The sequence below is a fragment of the Micromonospora sp. NPDC047134 genome (genome assembly GCF_040643455.1).
GTDB lineage: Bacteria > Actinomycetota > Actinomycetes > Mycobacteriales > Micromonosporaceae > Micromonospora.
In genome coordinates, this window is the sequence record NZ_JBEYUI010000001.1 from 213092 (window position 1) to 227316 (window position 14225).

The following is a 14225-nucleotide window of genomic DNA, read 5'->3' on the forward strand; positions in this document are numbered from 1 at the left end:
CGCCTGCCGCCGGCGACCGTGCGTGAGTCGGCATCACTCTCCGGTACGACACGGAGACCCCCGGTGGCCGGAACCCCCGACTCTCGAGGCTGCCGAGGTGCGGCGGCCGGTCAGCCAATACCCTTGACCACGAGCATGGCTTCTGGCACGTCACACGCTCGGGCTGGACCGGTCCGCGCTGGCTGCTCCACTCGAGAGGTACCTCTATGCCCGGTATATCGGAATCCGTCACGTACCTCATCGTGGACGGGGAGAACATCGACGCCACTCTCGGCAACAGTGTTCTGGAGCGCCGGCCGGCCCCTGCGGAGCGACCCCGGTGGGAGCGTCTGCGGGAGTTCGCGCGCGACACCTGGCGGCAGCCGGTGAAGGGCCTGTTCTTCCTCAACGCCTCCGGTGGCGTACTGCCGATGCCGTTCGTCCGGGCCCTGCTGAGCATGGATTACCGGCCCATCCCGCTAGCTGGTTCATCGGATCAAAAGGTGGTGGACATCGGCATCCAGCGGACTTTGCAGGCCATCGCCCGGCGCCCGGGCAATGTGATGCTGGCCAGCCACGACGGTGACTTCCTGCCGCAGCTCGGCGAGCTGCTGCTCGACGGCGATCGTCAGGTCGCGGTCGTCGGGTTCAAGGAATTCCTCAACGCCGGCTTCGCCGAGCTGCCGGGCCTACAGATATTCGACATCGAGGAGGACGCGGACTGCTTCACCAACGTGCTTCCTCGGGTCCGCATCATCGACCTCGAAAGCTTCGACCCGGAGCGCTTCCTGTAGGCGGCGCGAGCTGGCCGGCGGAGCGGCCTTCACCACCGCGCCGCCGGACCGGATCCGCGTACCGGCCGCCAGGGCTGTGGTCGCCGCGCTGCTGCGGCACGGCGGACCGATCAGCCGTGCCGGTCCAGCCAGCGACTCACCGCCGCGAGGTCGATCCGGGTCAGTCCCCGGTCCGGGTCGACACGATGCGGGAGTGCAGGTTGCGGATGCTGGGCGGCCACCCATCGCCGGTCGGCGTCGCTGATCTCGTCGTCCAGCCAGACGAACGGGCGACCTGCCGCCCACCGCACCAAAGGCTTGGTCTTCCAGTGCACTCCACGTGGTGGTTCCTCGCCATCGTCGGGCCAGTCGACGAAGGGTAGAGCGGGCAGACCGATCCGGGGCGCCACGACCTCGTTGGCCTCGGCCACCCAGGTGCTGGCCCAGACCAGCTCACCCGGCAGGGCCAGCAGCCGATCACCGTCGGCAGGATCGAGACGGTCCAACAGCGGATTCCCGTGCTGATCCGGACCGTCGTCATGCCCACCAGCACAAACTGCGTACGGCCGGGACCGTAGCGGGATCAGCACCCCGTCGATGTCCACGAAGATCAACGATGGTCCGACGCTGCCAGCCACCGCCGAACCGTACCGCCCGAGTGGTGCACGCAGGAACGCGAGCACGGTTACCAGGCGGCCGATAAACGCCTACGGCATGACAGGGCATATAGCGCGCCATGATCCATGATGGCTGGCATGCGAACCGTCCCCACCGGCCCAACTCCCAGTCAGACTGTTCGCGGCCGGCTGCGCTCGCTGGCTGCCCTGGAACTCATAAACATCCCACTGCAAGCTTGGATATGGTTCGGCCTGGTCGGGCTCCCAGCCACGGCAACCAACCTGCTCGGCTTCGCCTTGTTCGCGCTCCTGCTGATCGAAGGCGCCGCCTACTGGGCAGCCAAACTGCATCGGCTCAACGCCCGCCACCCCCACCTCCCGGCGCTACCGGCCTTCCGCGCAGCCCGCACCGCCAACCCACTGCTCCTAGCCGCCGCCCTCCTGGCCACCGGCTACGCAGCCGTGACAACCCCAGGCCGCACCTCCTGGCCGGGACTGGCCTTCGCCCTGTTCGCCATCCTGGAACACATCAACTACTTCCACCTCCAACTGATGTACGACACCCCCACAGACCTCCGCCGTCTCCGCTCAACCGGCCCCCGCCCCTCCCATCTGGCCCGCGACCTCACCCGCCCAACCCCTCCCCGTTGATCATGAGGTTGGCGGCACTGTGGAGATCAACAACTGCCGCGAACCTCATGATCAACGGGGAGGAGGGGGGTCTGCTGGGAGCGGAATCGGTTGGTGTCCAGCGGCGATGTCAGTGATGGTTGCCTGGTGCCCGATCTGATTGACGTCGCGCTCGGTGATGTTCGCCTTTCGTTGCGGGTGTGGCCAACTGGTGGTGTGGGCCGTATCCCGGTGGTGCTGTTGCCCGCCACCGGCCGGACGGCCCAGGACTGGGACGTGATCGCGGCGGAACTGGCCGCCGAGCGGACGGTGTACGCCGTCGATCTGCGCGGTCACGGAGGCAGCGACTGGCCTGGTGAGTACCGGCTGGAACTGTTCGCCCGGGACGTCCTGGGCCTCCTCGAACGCCTCGATATCGGCCCGGTCGACCTGATCGGCCATTCCCTCGGCGGCCTCATCGCCTGCCGGGCGGCGGCGGCAGCCGGACCGCAGCACCTCCGTCGCCTGGTGTTGGAGGACATCGGCTTTCCGCGCCCTCGTCCACCTGCGCCACCGGAGCGGCCGGCGGGGGAGTTGCCATTCGACTGGCGGGTGGTGGAGCAGGTCCGCCCCGAGATCGACGACCCATCCTCAGAATGGCCCGACATCATCGCCCGGATCACCGTACCCACCCTGCTGCTCGGCGGCGGCCCGTCGAGCCCAGTGCCCCAGCGACACGTCGCCGAACTCGCCGACCGGTTGGCCGACGCCCGACTGGTCACCATCGACGCCGGGCACTTGGTGCACGAGACCGAGCCGGATGCCTACCTCGACACGGTGATCGCGTTTCTCGACGCGTAGCCGCAGCGACGGCGAGCGGATGGGCGGGATGGTGACGTCGACCCAGTCTCTGCCCGCCTCCCACCGTCGTGGCCACGACCCGCTGGCACTGGGCCCGGACGGCATCGGTCGTGGTTGACCTCAACCTTCCTTCAGCTCCTACCGTCAGCGCATGAGTGAACTCGACGAGGCTTACCAGCGGGTCCGGCTCTCCGGCCCGGAACGAAACGGGTGGCTCTCCAACCACGCACCCATGGCGGTCGAGGCCATGGCCCGCCACGGCCACGGCGAGGCGCTGCACCGCTGGTTGGACGGGTACGCCGACCGGCTGGAAGACCGGCCCCGGGGGATCGCGCCCATCGCCGCCGACGAATGGCGCGACCCGCTCGGCGACCCGGTGCGTACCGGTGACTGGCTCGACTACTTCGACCGCGAACTCGCCGACGAGCCCTGGCGGCAGGTGCTCGCCCGATGGTGGCCCCGCCTACTGCCGGGCATCGCCGCCGGCGCCACCCATGGCGTGATCCGGGTCGGCCACGCGGTGCGCGCCCTGTTGGAGCAGGAAACCGCACCCCGGGTCGCTGAACTCGGCCAAGGACTGGCCTACTGGGCAGCCCGCTGGCAGCCCCTCGCACCGCCCGGCGCCGGCCCGTACCGGGCCACCGACCCACGCACCGCGCTCGACGCGGTGCCACGCGTACCCGACCAGCGTTTCGGAATCCGGTCCCGCCTCGCCCAACTCGCCGACCTTCCAGGCTGGCCGGCGGCGGCCGGGGCGGTGCCGTACCTTGAGGAACCCGTCGGGCAAACCACCGATGAAGACGACGTCCCGGCCCGGCTGGCCGGCATCGTGCACGCGGCGGTCGTCCGGCACGGCACCCACGGGTACGCCGAGCCGGTCATGCTGGTGCACGCCGCGACCGCGCCGAACGCGGTCCTGCGTACCCTGCCCGCTCTGCCCGGGACGCTCTGGGCGGCCAGCCTCGCTGCCGCCTGGGCCGCCACGGCGGCCGTCACCGCCGCGTATGCCCCGGCAACCGGACACCCCGCTCCGCCGGCCGCACCCGACGTAGGCCCCGCCGAAGTCATGCGGCGCGCGGTGGACTCCGCCGGAGCGCACGCCATCAAGTTCGCCGACACCGCCCTCGACGCGTACGCCGGCACTAGCGACACCACCGTCCTCGCAGCTTCGCTTCACGCGACCGTACAGACCGGACGGTGGTGAGAACCTTGAAGTGCCTCTGGTTCTCCAGTCCCGGATGTTCCGGGTTGCACTACGCAGTCCTCGACGGCGGGCCTGCCAGCGGACGAATCGCTTGCGGTTGCCGGGCTCGATGTCGGCTGCACCCGGCGTCGCGTTCAGGCGTCGAACTTGCCTGACTTGATGCGCTGGACGAAGTCGGTCCACTGGTCGGCGGTGAAGGCCAGCGTCGGCCCCTGCCGGTCCTTGCTATCGCGGATCGTGACGGCAGGACTGCGCGTCGCCCCGCCATCGGCCATCAACAAGCCGCTCCCTGGATACCGCCGTCGATCACGAGGTTGATGGCGGCTTGGAGATCACGCTCGTTCCATGAGAAGCGGCGTGAGCACGGCTGTCGGCGTGCCCAGGTCTATTTCGATCCTGACGATGCGCGGCGGACGTGGTGCATCTTCGACTGGGACGCGAAGGGCTATGAAGGGTTCCTCGCCGACCCGGAGATCCCGGCAATCGCACGGCAGCTCGGGATTCAGGCTCCGCCCGGTTACGCGACCGCCGTGGTCGACCTCGACGCATGACTCCTCAGTCAGCGGAAGGATTTCGACATGTCTGACACGTCCGCGCAGGTCCGCCGGTTCAGCTCGGTGATCGACGACGAAGATGCCGTCCGCTTCGGCGACAAGATTCTGATCGCGCCAGGGCTGCGTAAAGAGGTCGGCCGGTCGATGAGCGCCTACCCGGCGTTCTTCCCTGCCGGGGCGCGTGCCGACCTGCCGGCCCCTTATGCGGAGGTCTGGGTGGTGATCAGCGGTGTGTTACGGGTGGGTGCCGAGGGCGACGCCGTGACGGTTCGTGCGGGCGACTTCGTGCATGTGCCGGAGCGGGCTCCGGGGATCGTCGAGGCACTTGAGGACACCACCATGGTCTGTGTCTCGGTGCCCGCCCATATTGACCGCGGGCGACGATGTTCCCCGTACGGAGGGCATGTCGGGCCAGGCGGGGCTGGCCGCCGACCGGTCGGTGTACGCCGTCGACCTGCGCGGCCACGGAGACAGCGCGATCCGGATCCACGCTGGGGCGACCTCGTCGCCCGATCACCGCACCTACCTGCTGATCGGCGGTGGCCCGTCGAGCCCGGTATCCCAGCAGCACGTCGCCGAACTCCCTGACCGGTTGGCCGACGCTCGTCTCGTCACCATCACCGCCGGCCACCTGGTGCACGAGACCGCGCCGGCCGCTGCCTCGACGCGGTGCCGCATTCCTCGTTGCGTAGGCGCAGCGACGAAGGTTGCATGGACGTTTGGGGCTACGGCACCGGCGGGCGACAGCCCAACGCACCTGAGGGAACCTGCCGAGCGCTAGCCGAGCACGTCGTACACCAGCTCGCGCAGGCCGGCTTCGGCGTCGATTTCGGGGTGGTTGCGCAGGTGCTCGATGAGGTCGCTCCGCACGGCGGCGATCAGCGCGTGGGCCAGGAAGGCGGCGTTGTCGGTGCCGCGTGCCTGGCCGACGAGGTCGGTGAGTTGGGCGTGTAGTTGGGTGTAGCCGCTGTTCTGGTACGGGCTGCCAGAGCCCTCCCGCTCCAGGGCGAGGGTGAGGATGCGATGGCGTTGTTTGAACCGCCAGGTGCGGGTCAACAGTTCCAGGGCGGTCTGCGCCGGCGTCTCTTCGGCGACCGGCGCGGTGAGTTCACGGTCTATGTGCTCCTGGTAGAGCGCGAGAAGCAGACCGCGCCGGTCACCGAAGCCCCGGAAGATCGTGCCCTTGCCGACACCTGCGGCGGCGGCGACGGCGTCCATCGAGACCTCATCCGGGTGGGTGGCCTCGTGAAACAGGCGGGCAGCGGCAGCCAGCACCATGTCCCGGTTGCGCGCCTTGTCGACTCGCATGGCACTCCCTTGACAAAACGGACCGTCAGTCCGCTACAGTGAAGCGGACCAGTGGTCCGAATCTTAGCGGCCACCGATCCGAGGAGGAACCTGTGTCCGACACCCCCGTGGAGATCTTCCGCCGCGCCACCGACCGCCTGCTCGCTCACGACATGGCCGGGTTCACCGCGCTGTACGCGGACGACGCCGTCATGGAGTTCCCGTTCGCGCCACCAGGCTGGCCGCAACGCCTCGACGGGCGCAAAGCCGTCGAGGCATACCTGGACGGCTACACCGATCGGCTGGACGTCCAGCGCGTGCACGACGTCGTCGTGCACGAGACCACCGACCCGGACGTCATCGTCGCCGAGATGGCGATCAGCGGCCGGATCGTCGCCAACGGCGAGCCGTACACCGTCCGCTACGTCGCCGTGCTGACCATCGCCGGCGGACTCATCCGGCATTACCGCGACTACTGGAACCCCCTCATCCTCACCGAGACCATGATGGAGACGGAGGTATCGGCATGACGGTGTTGGTGACCGCAGCGACCGGGACCACCGGCAGCCGTCTCGCCCGGCGACTGGCCGGCGAGAACATCCCGGTACGCCGGGCCGGCCGCTCGCCGGGCGCGGACGTGCGATTCGACTGGGCCGATCCCACCACGTACCCACGGGCCGTCGACGGCGTGCGGGCGATCTACCTGGTGGCACCACCGGGCGCCGTCGACCCCGAGCCGGTCGTCGTGCCGTTCCTGGAGCAGGCCCGGCGGGCCGGCGTACGCCGAATTGCGCTGCTCAGCTCGTCGGCAGTGCCGATCGGCAGTCCTGGTCTCGGCATGTTCGGCGCGCGTCTCGCCGATTTTGTGCCGGAGCCGGTGGTGCTGCGGCCGACCTGGTTCGCCAGCAACTTCACCGGCGACCGCCCACACGCTCAGTCCGCCCGGCGCGACGGCGAGATCGTCAGCGCCACCGGCCGGGGGCGGATCCCATTCATCGACCCCGGGGACATCGCCGCCGTCGCCGCGCGGGCACTCACCGACGCCGAGGTGCCCGGCGGCGACCTCGTCCTGACCGGTCCGGAGCCGCTGAGCTTCGACGAGGTCGCCGAGATCCTGAGCGACACCACCGGCCGGGCCGTGCGCCACCGCGAGGTCACCTCGAAGGAGCTCTCCGAGCGGCACCAACGGAACGGCGTGCCGGCCGCCTTCGCCGACGTCCTCGCCGCCATGGACGTGATGATCGCGGAGGGCGCCGAGGACCGGACGACCACCACCGTCGAGGACGTGACAGGTGTGCCGCCGCGATCACTACGGCAGTTCCTCCTGGCCGAACGCATGGCGACGGCTCTGCCCTCGACGCCCTAGTCGCGGAGGGGGTAGGGGACGAAGGTGCTGCGGTTCTCGTCCACGTCCAGGTGGCGGCTGATGGGTGGGGCGGCGCGTTGGGGGCAGGTCATCCGGTCGCAGGTCTTGCAGCCGGGGCCGATGGGGGTGGCGGCCTCGGCGGCGTGCAGGTCCACCCCGGTGGAGTAGACCAGGCGGCCGGCGTGGCGGGTCTCGCAGCCCAGGCCGATGGCGTACACCTTGCCGGGTTGGCCGTAGCCGCCGTGGTGGCGGGTGATGGTGCGGGCGATCCACAGGTAGCGTTGCCCGTCCGGCATCGCGGCCACCTGGGTGACCACCCGGCCGGGCGCGCCGAACGCCTCGTAGACGTTCCATAGTGGACAGGTCCCGCCGGTACGGGAGAACGGGAAGCCGGTGGCGGACTGACGCTTGGACATGTTGCCGGCCCGGTCCACCCGGACGAAGGAGAAGGGCACCCCGCGGGCCCGGGGCCGCTGCAACGTGCTCAGCCGGTGGCAGACCGTCTCCCAGCCGATCGCGTAGTGCTGGGTGAGCAGTTCGATGTCGTACCGGCGCTGCTCGGCAGCGGTCAAAAACTGTTCGTACGGCAGGATCAGCGCCGCCGCGAAGTAGTTGGCCAACCCGACCCGGGTGAGGATCTGGGTCTGCGGGTCGTCGAAGTGCTCCGATTCGACGATCTCGTCGATGACGTCGGCGAATTCCAGCAGCGCGATCTGGGCGGCCATCCGCATCGCCTCCTGCCCGCCGCGCAGCGAGGTGGACAGGTGCAGGGTGCGGGTCTGCGGGCGGTAGCGGTGCAGTTCCCCGCCGAGGGTGCCGGCGTCCTCGCGCAGGATGCGTACCCCGTGCCGCTGGGCCAGCCGGTCGCGCAACCTGCCGCGGACCTCGCCGCGCCGCAGCCCTGTCGCCGCGGCCAGCCGCTCGGCCTCCTCGTCCAGCTCCGGTACGTAGTTCTGCCGCCGGTAGAAGAACTCGGTGACCTGGTCGTGCGGGCTGCGCCCGAGCCGTTCCCGGTCGCCGACCAGCTCGGCGAGCTGCTCGTCGGCCTGCTGGTAGCGCCGGTGCAGGTCGATGACGGCGGCGGCGACCTCGGGCAGCCGGGTGGCCAGCTCGGTCAGGTCGGCGAGGCTGGCCCGGCTGGGCAGAGCCTCCCGCAGCCCGGTGACCAGGCGCGGGGTGTCGTGGGCGGCGAAGACGGTGGGGTCGACCCCGAACAGTTCGGTGATGCGCAGCAGCACCGGCACGGTCAGCGGCCGGGTGTCGTGCTCGATCTGGTTGAGGTAGCTGGGGGAGATGCCCAGGTGCCGGGCCAGCTCGGTCTGACTGAGTGCCCGTTCCTCCCGCAGCCGGCGTAGCCGGGCCCCGGCGAAGGTCTTGCTGATCGTCCCCACCTCCCACCCCAGCAGGTTTGTCGGGTCACATTAGCACCGCTGCCAATAGGGCAATTAACAACTTTGCAAAACGCCTCTCAGGATTTACAAGAATTGGCATTTTCCGTCCCTCGACCCGGCTGACGAGCCCATGTGACCGTGGGTTCCACACCGGCGGCCGGCAGCGGCGCTTGAGCGGCAACGGTGTGGCCACGAATTGTGAAGGGACGAGAGACGATGCCTACCCCGGTCGAGCAGTTGCAGCACGAATGGGACACCAACCCCCGCTGGCGGGGTGTGCGACGTAGCTACCGCGCCGAGGACGTGGTGCGGTTGCGGGGCGCGATCCAGGAGGAGCACACCCTGGCCCGGCACGGCGCCAACCGGCTGTGGCGCCTGCTGAACAGCGAGGACTACATCCACGCCCTCGGTGCCCTCACCGGCAACCAGGCCGTGCAGATGGTCCGGGCCGGGCTCAAGGCGATCTACCTGTCCGGCTGGCAGGTGGCCGCCGACGCCAACCTGGCCGGCCACACCTACCCCGACCAGAGCCTCTACCCGGCCAACTCGGTGCCCGCGGTGGTCCGCCGGATCAACAACGCGCTGCTGCGCGCCGCCCAGATCACCACCGCCGAGGGGGACCCCTCCGGCATCGACTGGCTGGCCCCGATCGTCGCCGACGCCGAGGCCGGTTTCGGTGGGGTGCTCAACGCGTACGAGCTGATGAACGCCATGATCGCGGCCGGCGCGGCCGGGGTGCACTGGGAGGACCAGCTAGCCAGCGAGAAGAAGTGCGGCCACCTCGGCGGCAAGGTGCTCATCCCCACCGGGCAGCACGTCCGCACCCTGGAGGCGGCCCGGCTGGCCGCCGACGTGGCCGGGGTGCCGAGCGTGGTCATCGCCCGAACCGACGCCCAGGCGGCCACCCTGCTCACCACGGACGTGGACGAGCGTGACCAGCCCTTCGCCACCGGCGAGCGGACCGCCGAGGGCTTCTACCGGGTGCGCAACGGCATCGAACCGTGCATCGGCCGGGGCCTGGCGTACGCCCCGCACGCCGACCTGCTGTGGATGGAGACCAGCACCCCGGACCTGGAGGTCGCCCGCCGCTTCGCCGAGGCGATCAAGGCGGAGTACCCGGACCAGCTGCTGGCCTACAACTGCTCGCCGTCGTTCAACTGGCGCAAGCACCTCGACGACGCCACCATCGCCAAGTTCCAGCGGGAACTCGGCCACATGGGCTACAAGTTCCAGTTCATCACCCTGGCCGGGTTCCACGCCCTGAACTACTCGATGTTCGACCTGGCCCGGGGCTACGCCGCCGAGGGCATGTCGGCGTACGTGTCGCTGCAGGAGCGGGAGTTCGCCGCCGAGCCGGCCGGCTACACCGCAGTCAAGCACCAGCGCGAGGTGGGTACGGGCTACTTCGACCTGATCAGCACCGTGCTCAACCCGACCGCCGAGACCACCGCGCTGCGTGGCTCCACCGAAGAGGAGCAGTTCGCATGAGGTACGAGATCATCGGCCCGATGGCCGAACGCTTCGACGAGGTGCTCACCCCCGAGGCGCTGGAGTTCCTGGTCACCCTGGACAGCGAGTTCGCCGCCCGGCGGGTGGCCCTGCTGGACACCCGCCGGGCCCGGCGGGACCGGTTCGCCACCGGTCAGCTGCCCGACTTCCTGCCGGAGACCATCGGGGTGCGGGCCGACCCGACCTGGCGGGTGGCCCCACCGGCACCGGGGCTGGAAGACCGGCGGGTGGAGATCACCGGCCCCCCGGAGCGCAAGATGACCATCAACGCGTTGAACTCCGGCGCCAAGGTGTGGCTCGCCGACTTCGAGGACGCCACCGCCCCGACCTGGCACAACGTCATCTCCGGGCAGCTCAACCTGATGGACGCCCTGGACCGGCGGATCGACTTCACCGACCCGCGCGGCAAGCGGTACGCCCTCGGCGAGGAGTTGGCCACCATCGTGGTCCGGCCGCGCGGCTGGCACCTGGTGGAGAAGGGCATCGTGGTGGACGGCCGGCCGATCTCGGCCAGCCTGGTCGACTTCGGGCTCTACCTGTTCCACTGCGCCCGTCGGCAACTAGCCGCCGGTGCGGGACCGTACTTCTACCTGCCGAAGCTGGAGGACCACCGCGAGGCGCGGCTCTGGAACGACATCTTCGTCTTCGCCCAGCACTACCTGAAGCTGCCGCAGGGCACCATCCGGGCGACCACCCTGATCGAGACGATCACGGCGGCCTTCGAGATGGAGGAGATCCTCTACGAGCTGCGCGAGCACTCGGCCGGATTGAACGCCGGCCGGTGGGACTACATCTTCAGCATCATCAAGAACTTCGGGCAGTGGCCGGACTTCGTCCTGCCGGACCGGGCCGCGGTCACCATGACGGTGCCGTTCATGCGGGCGTACACCGAATTGCTGGTGCGGACCTGTCACCGGCGCGGCGCCCACGCGATCGGGGGGATGGCCGCCTTCGTGCCGGCCCGTGACCCGGAGGTCAACGCCACCGCCCTGGCCAAGGTGCGGGCGGACAAGCAGCGGGAGGCCGGCGACGGGTTCGACGGCTCCTGGGTGGCCCACCCCGGCCTGGTGTCGACCTGCCGGGAGGTGTTCGACGCGGTGCTCGGCGAGCGCCCGAACCAGCTCGACCGGCAGCGTGACGAGGTGTCCGTGACCGCCGCCGACCTGCTCTCGGTGGACAAGACCCCGGGTCAGGTCACCGAGAGCGGTCTGCGCTCCAACATCGCGGTGGCGCTGCACTACATCGACGCCTGGCTCGGGGGAGCAGGCGCGGTGGCGCTGTGGAACCTGATGGAGGACGCCGCCACCGCCGAGATCGCCCGCTGCCAGCTGTGGCAGTGGCTGCACCACGGTACGCCGCTGGCCGAGGGGGGCAGCGTCACCGAGGAACTGGTGCGGGCGATGTTGGCCGAGGAGGTGGCGACCCTGTCCGAGGGGCGGGGGGAGGCCGAGCGGGAACGCGCCGCGCAGGCGGCGCGCATCGTCGAGGAGACCGCGCTGGGCGAGGGACTGCCGGCCTTCTTCACCACCGGCGCGTACGCCCGGCACCTGGGACCGCGCCGCCGGTCACTCGCGACGGCCGGCTGAGAACGACCGGGGTGGGGCTTTGTGCCCCGCCCCGGTCAGCCGTCGATGCGGGTGATGTTGCGGATCTTGTTGGCGGCGTCCAGGGCGGCCACCTTGTACGCCTCGGCGAGGGTGGGGTAGTTGAACACCGCGTCGATCAGGTAGTCGACCGTGCCGCCGCAGCCCATCACGGTCTGTCCGATGTGTACGATCTCGGTGGCGCCGGTGCCGAAGACGTGCACACCCAGCAGGCGTCCGTCGTCCGGCGAGACGAGCAACTTCAACATTCCGTACGAGTCACCGACGATCTGCCCCCGGGCCAGCTCGCGGTAGCGGGCGATGCCGACCTCGAATGGGGTGGCGCTGTCGGTCAACTCCTGCTCGGTCCTACCGACGAAGCTGATCTCCGGGATGGTGTAGATCCCGATCGGCTGCAACTGGTGCATGGCCCGCACCGGCTCGCCGCAGGCGTGCTGGGCGGCCAGCCGACCCTGTTCCATCGAGGTCGAGGCCAGCGCCGGGAAGCCGATCACGTCACCGACGGCGTAGATGTTCTCCACGGCGGTGCGGTAGTTCGCGTCGACCTCGATGCGACCCCGCCGATCGGCGGTCAGGCCGGCGGCATCCAGGTCCAGCCCGTCGGTCTGCCCCTGCCGCCCGGCGGAGTACATCACCGTGTCCGCGACGATCTTCTTGCCGCTCCTGAGGATGCACAGCGCGGCGGTCTGGTGCTTCTCCACCGCGGCGACCTCCTCGCCGAAGCGGAAGGTGACCGACAGGTCCCGCAGGTGGTACTTCAGGGACTCGACGATCTCCTCATCGCAGAAGTCGAGCATCCGCTCCCGGCGTTCGACCACGGTCACCTTGGTCCCGAGGGCGGCGAACATGGAGGCGTACTCCATGCCGATCACCCCGGCGCCGACCACCACCATGCTGCGCGGTACGGCCTGGAGGTTGATCACGCCGTCGGAGTCCACGATGGTGCGGTCGTCGAAGTCGACGCTGTCCGGGCGGGCCGGGCGGGTGCCGGCGGCGATGATCGCCTTGTCGAAGGTCACCTTGGATTCCTGGCCGGATCCGCCGTCCACCCAGACCGAGTGGGGGTCGGCGAACCGCCCGGTGCCGGTGATCACCGCTATCCGGTTGCGGGCCAACTGGTTGCGGATCACGTCGGTCTGCCGGTTGATCACGTGCTGGGTGCGGGCGGCCAGGTCGCTGACGGTGATGTCTTCCTTGACCCGGTAACTGCTGCCGTACAGGTCTCGCTGGTTCAGGCCGGTCAGGTAGAGCACGGCCTCGCGCAGGGTCTTGGAGGGCACGGTGCCGGTGTTGATGCACACCCCGCCGATCATGTCGCGTCGTTCCACCAGGCCGACCCGTCGGCCGAGCTTGGCGGCGGCGATCGCGGCCTTCTGACCGCTGGGTCCGGAACCCAGCACCAACACGTCGTAGTCGTACACGAGCGTAAGGGTCGCAAGATGCGTCCGCCCGCGCCAGGCCAGTGGGCCGTCCGGGGCCAGGGTTTACCTACTCGGAACATCGTCGATGTTTGACATGCAAGTGAGCACTTGCCTATGGTGCCGTGGTGGGCGACGTGTACAAGGCGCTGGCAGATCCCACCCGGCGGGCCATCCTCGACGAGTTGCAGGAACGCAGTGGCCAGACCCTGTTCGAGTTGTGCGTCCGGTTGACGGGTAAGGGGTTCACCTCCACCCGCCAGGCCATCTCCCAGCACCTGGCGGTGTTGGCCGAGGCGGGGCTGGTGGTGCTGCGCCGTCAGGGCCGGTACACCTTCATCGACCTTGACACGTCCCCACTTCAGCAGATCTATCGGAGATGGCGGGTGGGACCATGCGAATCGGACACGTGAGTGTTCTCGTCGACGACCAGGCCAAGGCCCTGGCCTTCTACACCGGGGTGCTCGGCTTCACCAAGAAGACCGAGGTGCCGCTGGGCGAATACAGCTGGTTGACCGTGGTCTCCCCGGAGGACCCGGAGGGGGTGGAACTGCTCCTCGAACCGGATCAGCACCCGGCCGCCCTCGCCTACAAGAAGGCCCTCGTCGCCGACGGGATCCCGGTCACCATGTTCACCGTCGCGGACGTGTCGGCCGAGTACGAGCGGCTGACCGCGCAGGGAGTGACCTTCACCCAGCCGCCGTTGGACGCGGGGAGCGTGACGACCGCCGTCTTCGACGACACCTGCGGCAACCTCATCCAGATCGTGGCGCCGCACGGGTAGGGCTGTCACCTACCGGGGCGCCCCGGCGGGCGGGACGGGGGCTTGCGCCGGTGGCGTACGCCCGCCCGCCGGGGCCGACCTGCGCCTCAGCAGTTGGCCCCGCTCCCCGTCACCGGGCGGCGCGATCACGTTGTCGGAGAACTCGGCGTCCGAGGGGGCCAGTTCGCCCAAGCGGTGTCAACGTTCCTCGCGCGTCGCCATGCCGGGGCGTCGGTAGAGGTGGTTTCCCCTGTCCAGGCGTCCGGGCTGGCACTTTCGGCCATCTCCAC

17 protein-coding genes are annotated in these 14225 nt (G+C 69.6%); 12 read left to right on the forward strand and 5 right to left on the reverse strand.

Annotated features, from left to right (window positions below; all coding sequences use genetic code 11):
• Window positions 1-206 precede the first annotated feature (206 nt).
• Window positions 207-773: a nuclease gene (locus ABZ795_RS00795; protein WP_327026218.1), complete on the forward strand. Its 567-nt coding sequence runs from the start codon at window positions 207-209 to the stop codon at window positions 771-773.
• Between the two features lie 110 nt (window positions 774-883).
• Here ABZ795_RS00795 and ABZ795_RS00800 read toward each other — a convergent pair whose 3' ends face one another.
• Window positions 884-1366: an HAD domain-containing protein gene (locus ABZ795_RS00800; RefSeq protein WP_357528298.1), complete on the reverse strand. Its 483-nt coding sequence runs from the start codon at window positions 1364-1366 to the stop codon at window positions 884-886.
• A gap of 141 nt (window positions 1367-1507) precedes the next feature.
• Here ABZ795_RS00800 and ABZ795_RS00805 point away from each other — a divergent pair, with 141 nt between their 5' ends.
• The 3 genes from ABZ795_RS00805 to ABZ795_RS00815 all read left to right on the forward strand — a co-directional run bounded on the left by ABZ795_RS00805 (window position 1508) and on the right by ABZ795_RS00815 (window position 4043).
• On the forward strand, window positions 1508-2020 hold the full coding sequence (locus tag ABZ795_RS00805; protein ID WP_327026217.1) for a hypothetical protein: 513 nt from the start codon (window positions 1508-1510) through the stop codon (window positions 2018-2020).
• Window positions 2021-2215: 195 nt separating this feature from the next.
• On the forward strand, window positions 2216-2839 hold the full coding sequence (locus ABZ795_RS00810) for an alpha/beta hydrolase (protein WP_357527718.1): 624 nt from the start codon (window positions 2216-2218) through the stop codon (window positions 2837-2839).
• 151 nt (window positions 2840-2990) lie between these two features.
• The gene (locus ABZ795_RS00815; protein WP_357527720.1) at window positions 2991-4043 is read left to right on the forward strand and encodes a questin oxidase family protein; all 1053 of its coding nucleotides are present in this window, start codon (window positions 2991-2993) and stop codon (window positions 4041-4043) included.
• 134 nt (window positions 4044-4177) lie between these two features.
• On the opposite strand, the gene ABZ795_RS00820 is transcribed toward ABZ795_RS00815, so the two are convergent.
• Window positions 4178-4318: a DUF397 domain-containing protein gene (locus tag ABZ795_RS00820; RefSeq protein WP_357527722.1), complete on the reverse strand. Its 141-nt coding sequence runs from the start codon at window positions 4316-4318 to the stop codon at window positions 4178-4180.
• 42 nt (window positions 4319-4360) lie between these two features.
• Between ABZ795_RS00820 and ABZ795_RS00825 the strand changes: the two genes are divergently transcribed.
• Together ABZ795_RS00825 and ABZ795_RS00830 are read left to right on the forward strand one after the other, a co-directional pair.
• Window positions 4361-4594, forward strand: a complete 234-nt coding sequence (locus tag ABZ795_RS00825) for a hypothetical protein (RefSeq protein ID WP_357527724.1) — start codon at window positions 4361-4363, stop codon at window positions 4592-4594.
• A 27-nt stretch (window positions 4595-4621) separates the two neighbouring features.
• The gene (locus tag ABZ795_RS00830) at window positions 4622-5185 is read left to right on the forward strand and encodes a hypothetical protein (protein WP_357527726.1); all 564 of its coding nucleotides are present in this window, start codon (window positions 4622-4624) and stop codon (window positions 5183-5185) included.
• Window positions 5186-5374: 189 nt separating this feature from the next.
• On the opposite strand, the gene ABZ795_RS00835 is transcribed toward ABZ795_RS00830, so the two are convergent.
• The gene (locus ABZ795_RS00835; RefSeq protein WP_357527728.1) at window positions 5375-5905 is read right to left on the reverse strand and encodes a TetR family transcriptional regulator; all 531 of its coding nucleotides are present in this window, start codon (window positions 5903-5905) and stop codon (window positions 5375-5377) included.
• A gap of 92 nt (window positions 5906-5997) precedes the next feature.
• Between ABZ795_RS00835 and ABZ795_RS00840 the strand changes: the two genes are divergently transcribed.
• Window positions 5998-6414 (forward strand): nuclear transport factor 2 family protein, encoded by a 417-nt coding sequence (locus ABZ795_RS00840; protein ID WP_357527729.1) that lies wholly within the window; start codon window positions 5998-6000, stop codon window positions 6412-6414.
• Complete coding sequence (locus tag ABZ795_RS00845) at window positions 6411-7250, forward strand: ergot alkaloid biosynthesis protein (RefSeq protein WP_357527731.1); 840 nt, start codon at window positions 6411-6413, stop codon at window positions 7248-7250. Before ABZ795_RS00840 ends, ABZ795_RS00845 begins: the two co-directional genes overlap by 4 nt.
• On the opposite strand, the gene ABZ795_RS00850 is transcribed toward ABZ795_RS00845, so the two are convergent.
• A complete protein-coding gene (locus ABZ795_RS00850; protein ID WP_357527733.1) occupies window positions 7247-8641 on the reverse strand; it encodes a short-chain fatty acyl-CoA regulator family protein in 1395 nt (464 codons plus the stop codon). The two genes, ABZ795_RS00845 and ABZ795_RS00850, sit on opposite strands and share 4 nt — an antisense overlap.
• Before the next feature lie 216 nt (window positions 8642-8857).
• Here ABZ795_RS00850 and aceA point away from each other — a divergent pair, with 216 nt between their 5' ends.
• Together aceA and aceB are read left to right on the forward strand one after the other, a co-directional pair.
• Window positions 8858-10129, forward strand: a complete 1272-nt coding sequence (gene aceA / locus ABZ795_RS00855) for an isocitrate lyase (protein ID WP_357527735.1) — start codon at window positions 8858-8860, stop codon at window positions 10127-10129.
• Window positions 10126-11736 carry a malate synthase A gene (aceB, locus tag ABZ795_RS00860; RefSeq protein ID WP_357527737.1) on the forward strand — a complete coding sequence of 537 codons (1611 nt, stop codon included), beginning with the start codon at window positions 10126-10128 and terminating at the stop codon, window positions 11734-11736. Before aceA ends, aceB begins: the two co-directional genes overlap by 4 nt.
• Before the next feature lie 35 nt (window positions 11737-11771).
• Here aceB and sthA read toward each other — a convergent pair whose 3' ends face one another.
• Window positions 11772-13175: a Si-specific NAD(P)(+) transhydrogenase gene (gene sthA / locus ABZ795_RS00865; RefSeq protein WP_357527739.1), complete on the reverse strand. Its 1404-nt coding sequence runs from the start codon at window positions 13173-13175 to the stop codon at window positions 11772-11774.
• Between the two features lie 125 nt (window positions 13176-13300).
• On the opposite strand from sthA, the gene ABZ795_RS00870 reads away from it, so the two are divergent.
• Both ABZ795_RS00870 and ABZ795_RS00875 read left to right on the forward strand, forming a co-directional pair.
• The gene (locus ABZ795_RS00870) at window positions 13301-13585 is read left to right on the forward strand and encodes a metalloregulator ArsR/SmtB family transcription factor (RefSeq protein WP_327026208.1); all 285 of its coding nucleotides are present in this window, start codon (window positions 13301-13303) and stop codon (window positions 13583-13585) included.
• The gene (locus tag ABZ795_RS00875; RefSeq protein ID WP_357527741.1) at window positions 13567-13956 is read left to right on the forward strand and encodes a VOC family protein; all 390 of its coding nucleotides are present in this window, start codon (window positions 13567-13569) and stop codon (window positions 13954-13956) included. Before ABZ795_RS00870 ends, ABZ795_RS00875 begins: the two co-directional genes overlap by 19 nt.
• Window positions 13957-14225: the final 269 nt, after the last annotated feature.

Bases quoted from the DNA above. Each gene is read 5' to 3' on its own strand.
- ABZ795_RS00795 (WP_327026218.1), top strand. From the start codon at position 207: ATGCCCGGTATATCGGAATCCGTCACGTACCTCATCGTGGACGGGGAG.
- ABZ795_RS00805 (WP_327026217.1), top strand. From the start codon at position 1,508: ATGCGAACCGTCCCCACCGGCCCAACTCCCAGTCAGACTGTTCGCGGC.
- ABZ795_RS00815 (WP_357527720.1), top strand. From the start codon at position 2,991: ATGAGTGAACTCGACGAGGCTTACCAGCGGGTCCGGCTCTCCGGCCCG.
- ABZ795_RS00820 (WP_357527722.1), bottom strand. From the start codon at position 4,318: ATGGCCGATGGCGGGGCGACGCGCAGTCCTGCCGTCACGATCCGCGAT.
- ABZ795_RS00825 (WP_357527724.1), top strand. From the start codon at position 4,361: ATGGCGGCTTGGAGATCACGCTCGTTCCATGAGAAGCGGCGTGAGCAC.
- ABZ795_RS00830 (WP_357527726.1), top strand. From the start codon at position 4,622: ATGTCTGACACGTCCGCGCAGGTCCGCCGGTTCAGCTCGGTGATCGAC.
- ABZ795_RS00835 (WP_357527728.1), bottom strand. From the start codon at position 5,905: ATGCGAGTCGACAAGGCGCGCAACCGGGACATGGTGCTGGCTGCCGCT.
- ABZ795_RS00845 (WP_357527731.1), top strand. From the start codon at position 6,411: ATGACGGTGTTGGTGACCGCAGCGACCGGGACCACCGGCAGCCGTCTC.
- aceA (WP_357527735.1), top strand. From the start codon at position 8,858: ATGCCTACCCCGGTCGAGCAGTTGCAGCACGAATGGGACACCAACCCC.
- aceB (WP_357527737.1), top strand. From the start codon at position 10,126: ATGAGGTACGAGATCATCGGCCCGATGGCCGAACGCTTCGACGAGGTG.
- ABZ795_RS00875 (WP_357527741.1), top strand. From the start codon at position 13,567: ATGCGAATCGGACACGTGAGTGTTCTCGTCGACGACCAGGCCAAGGCC.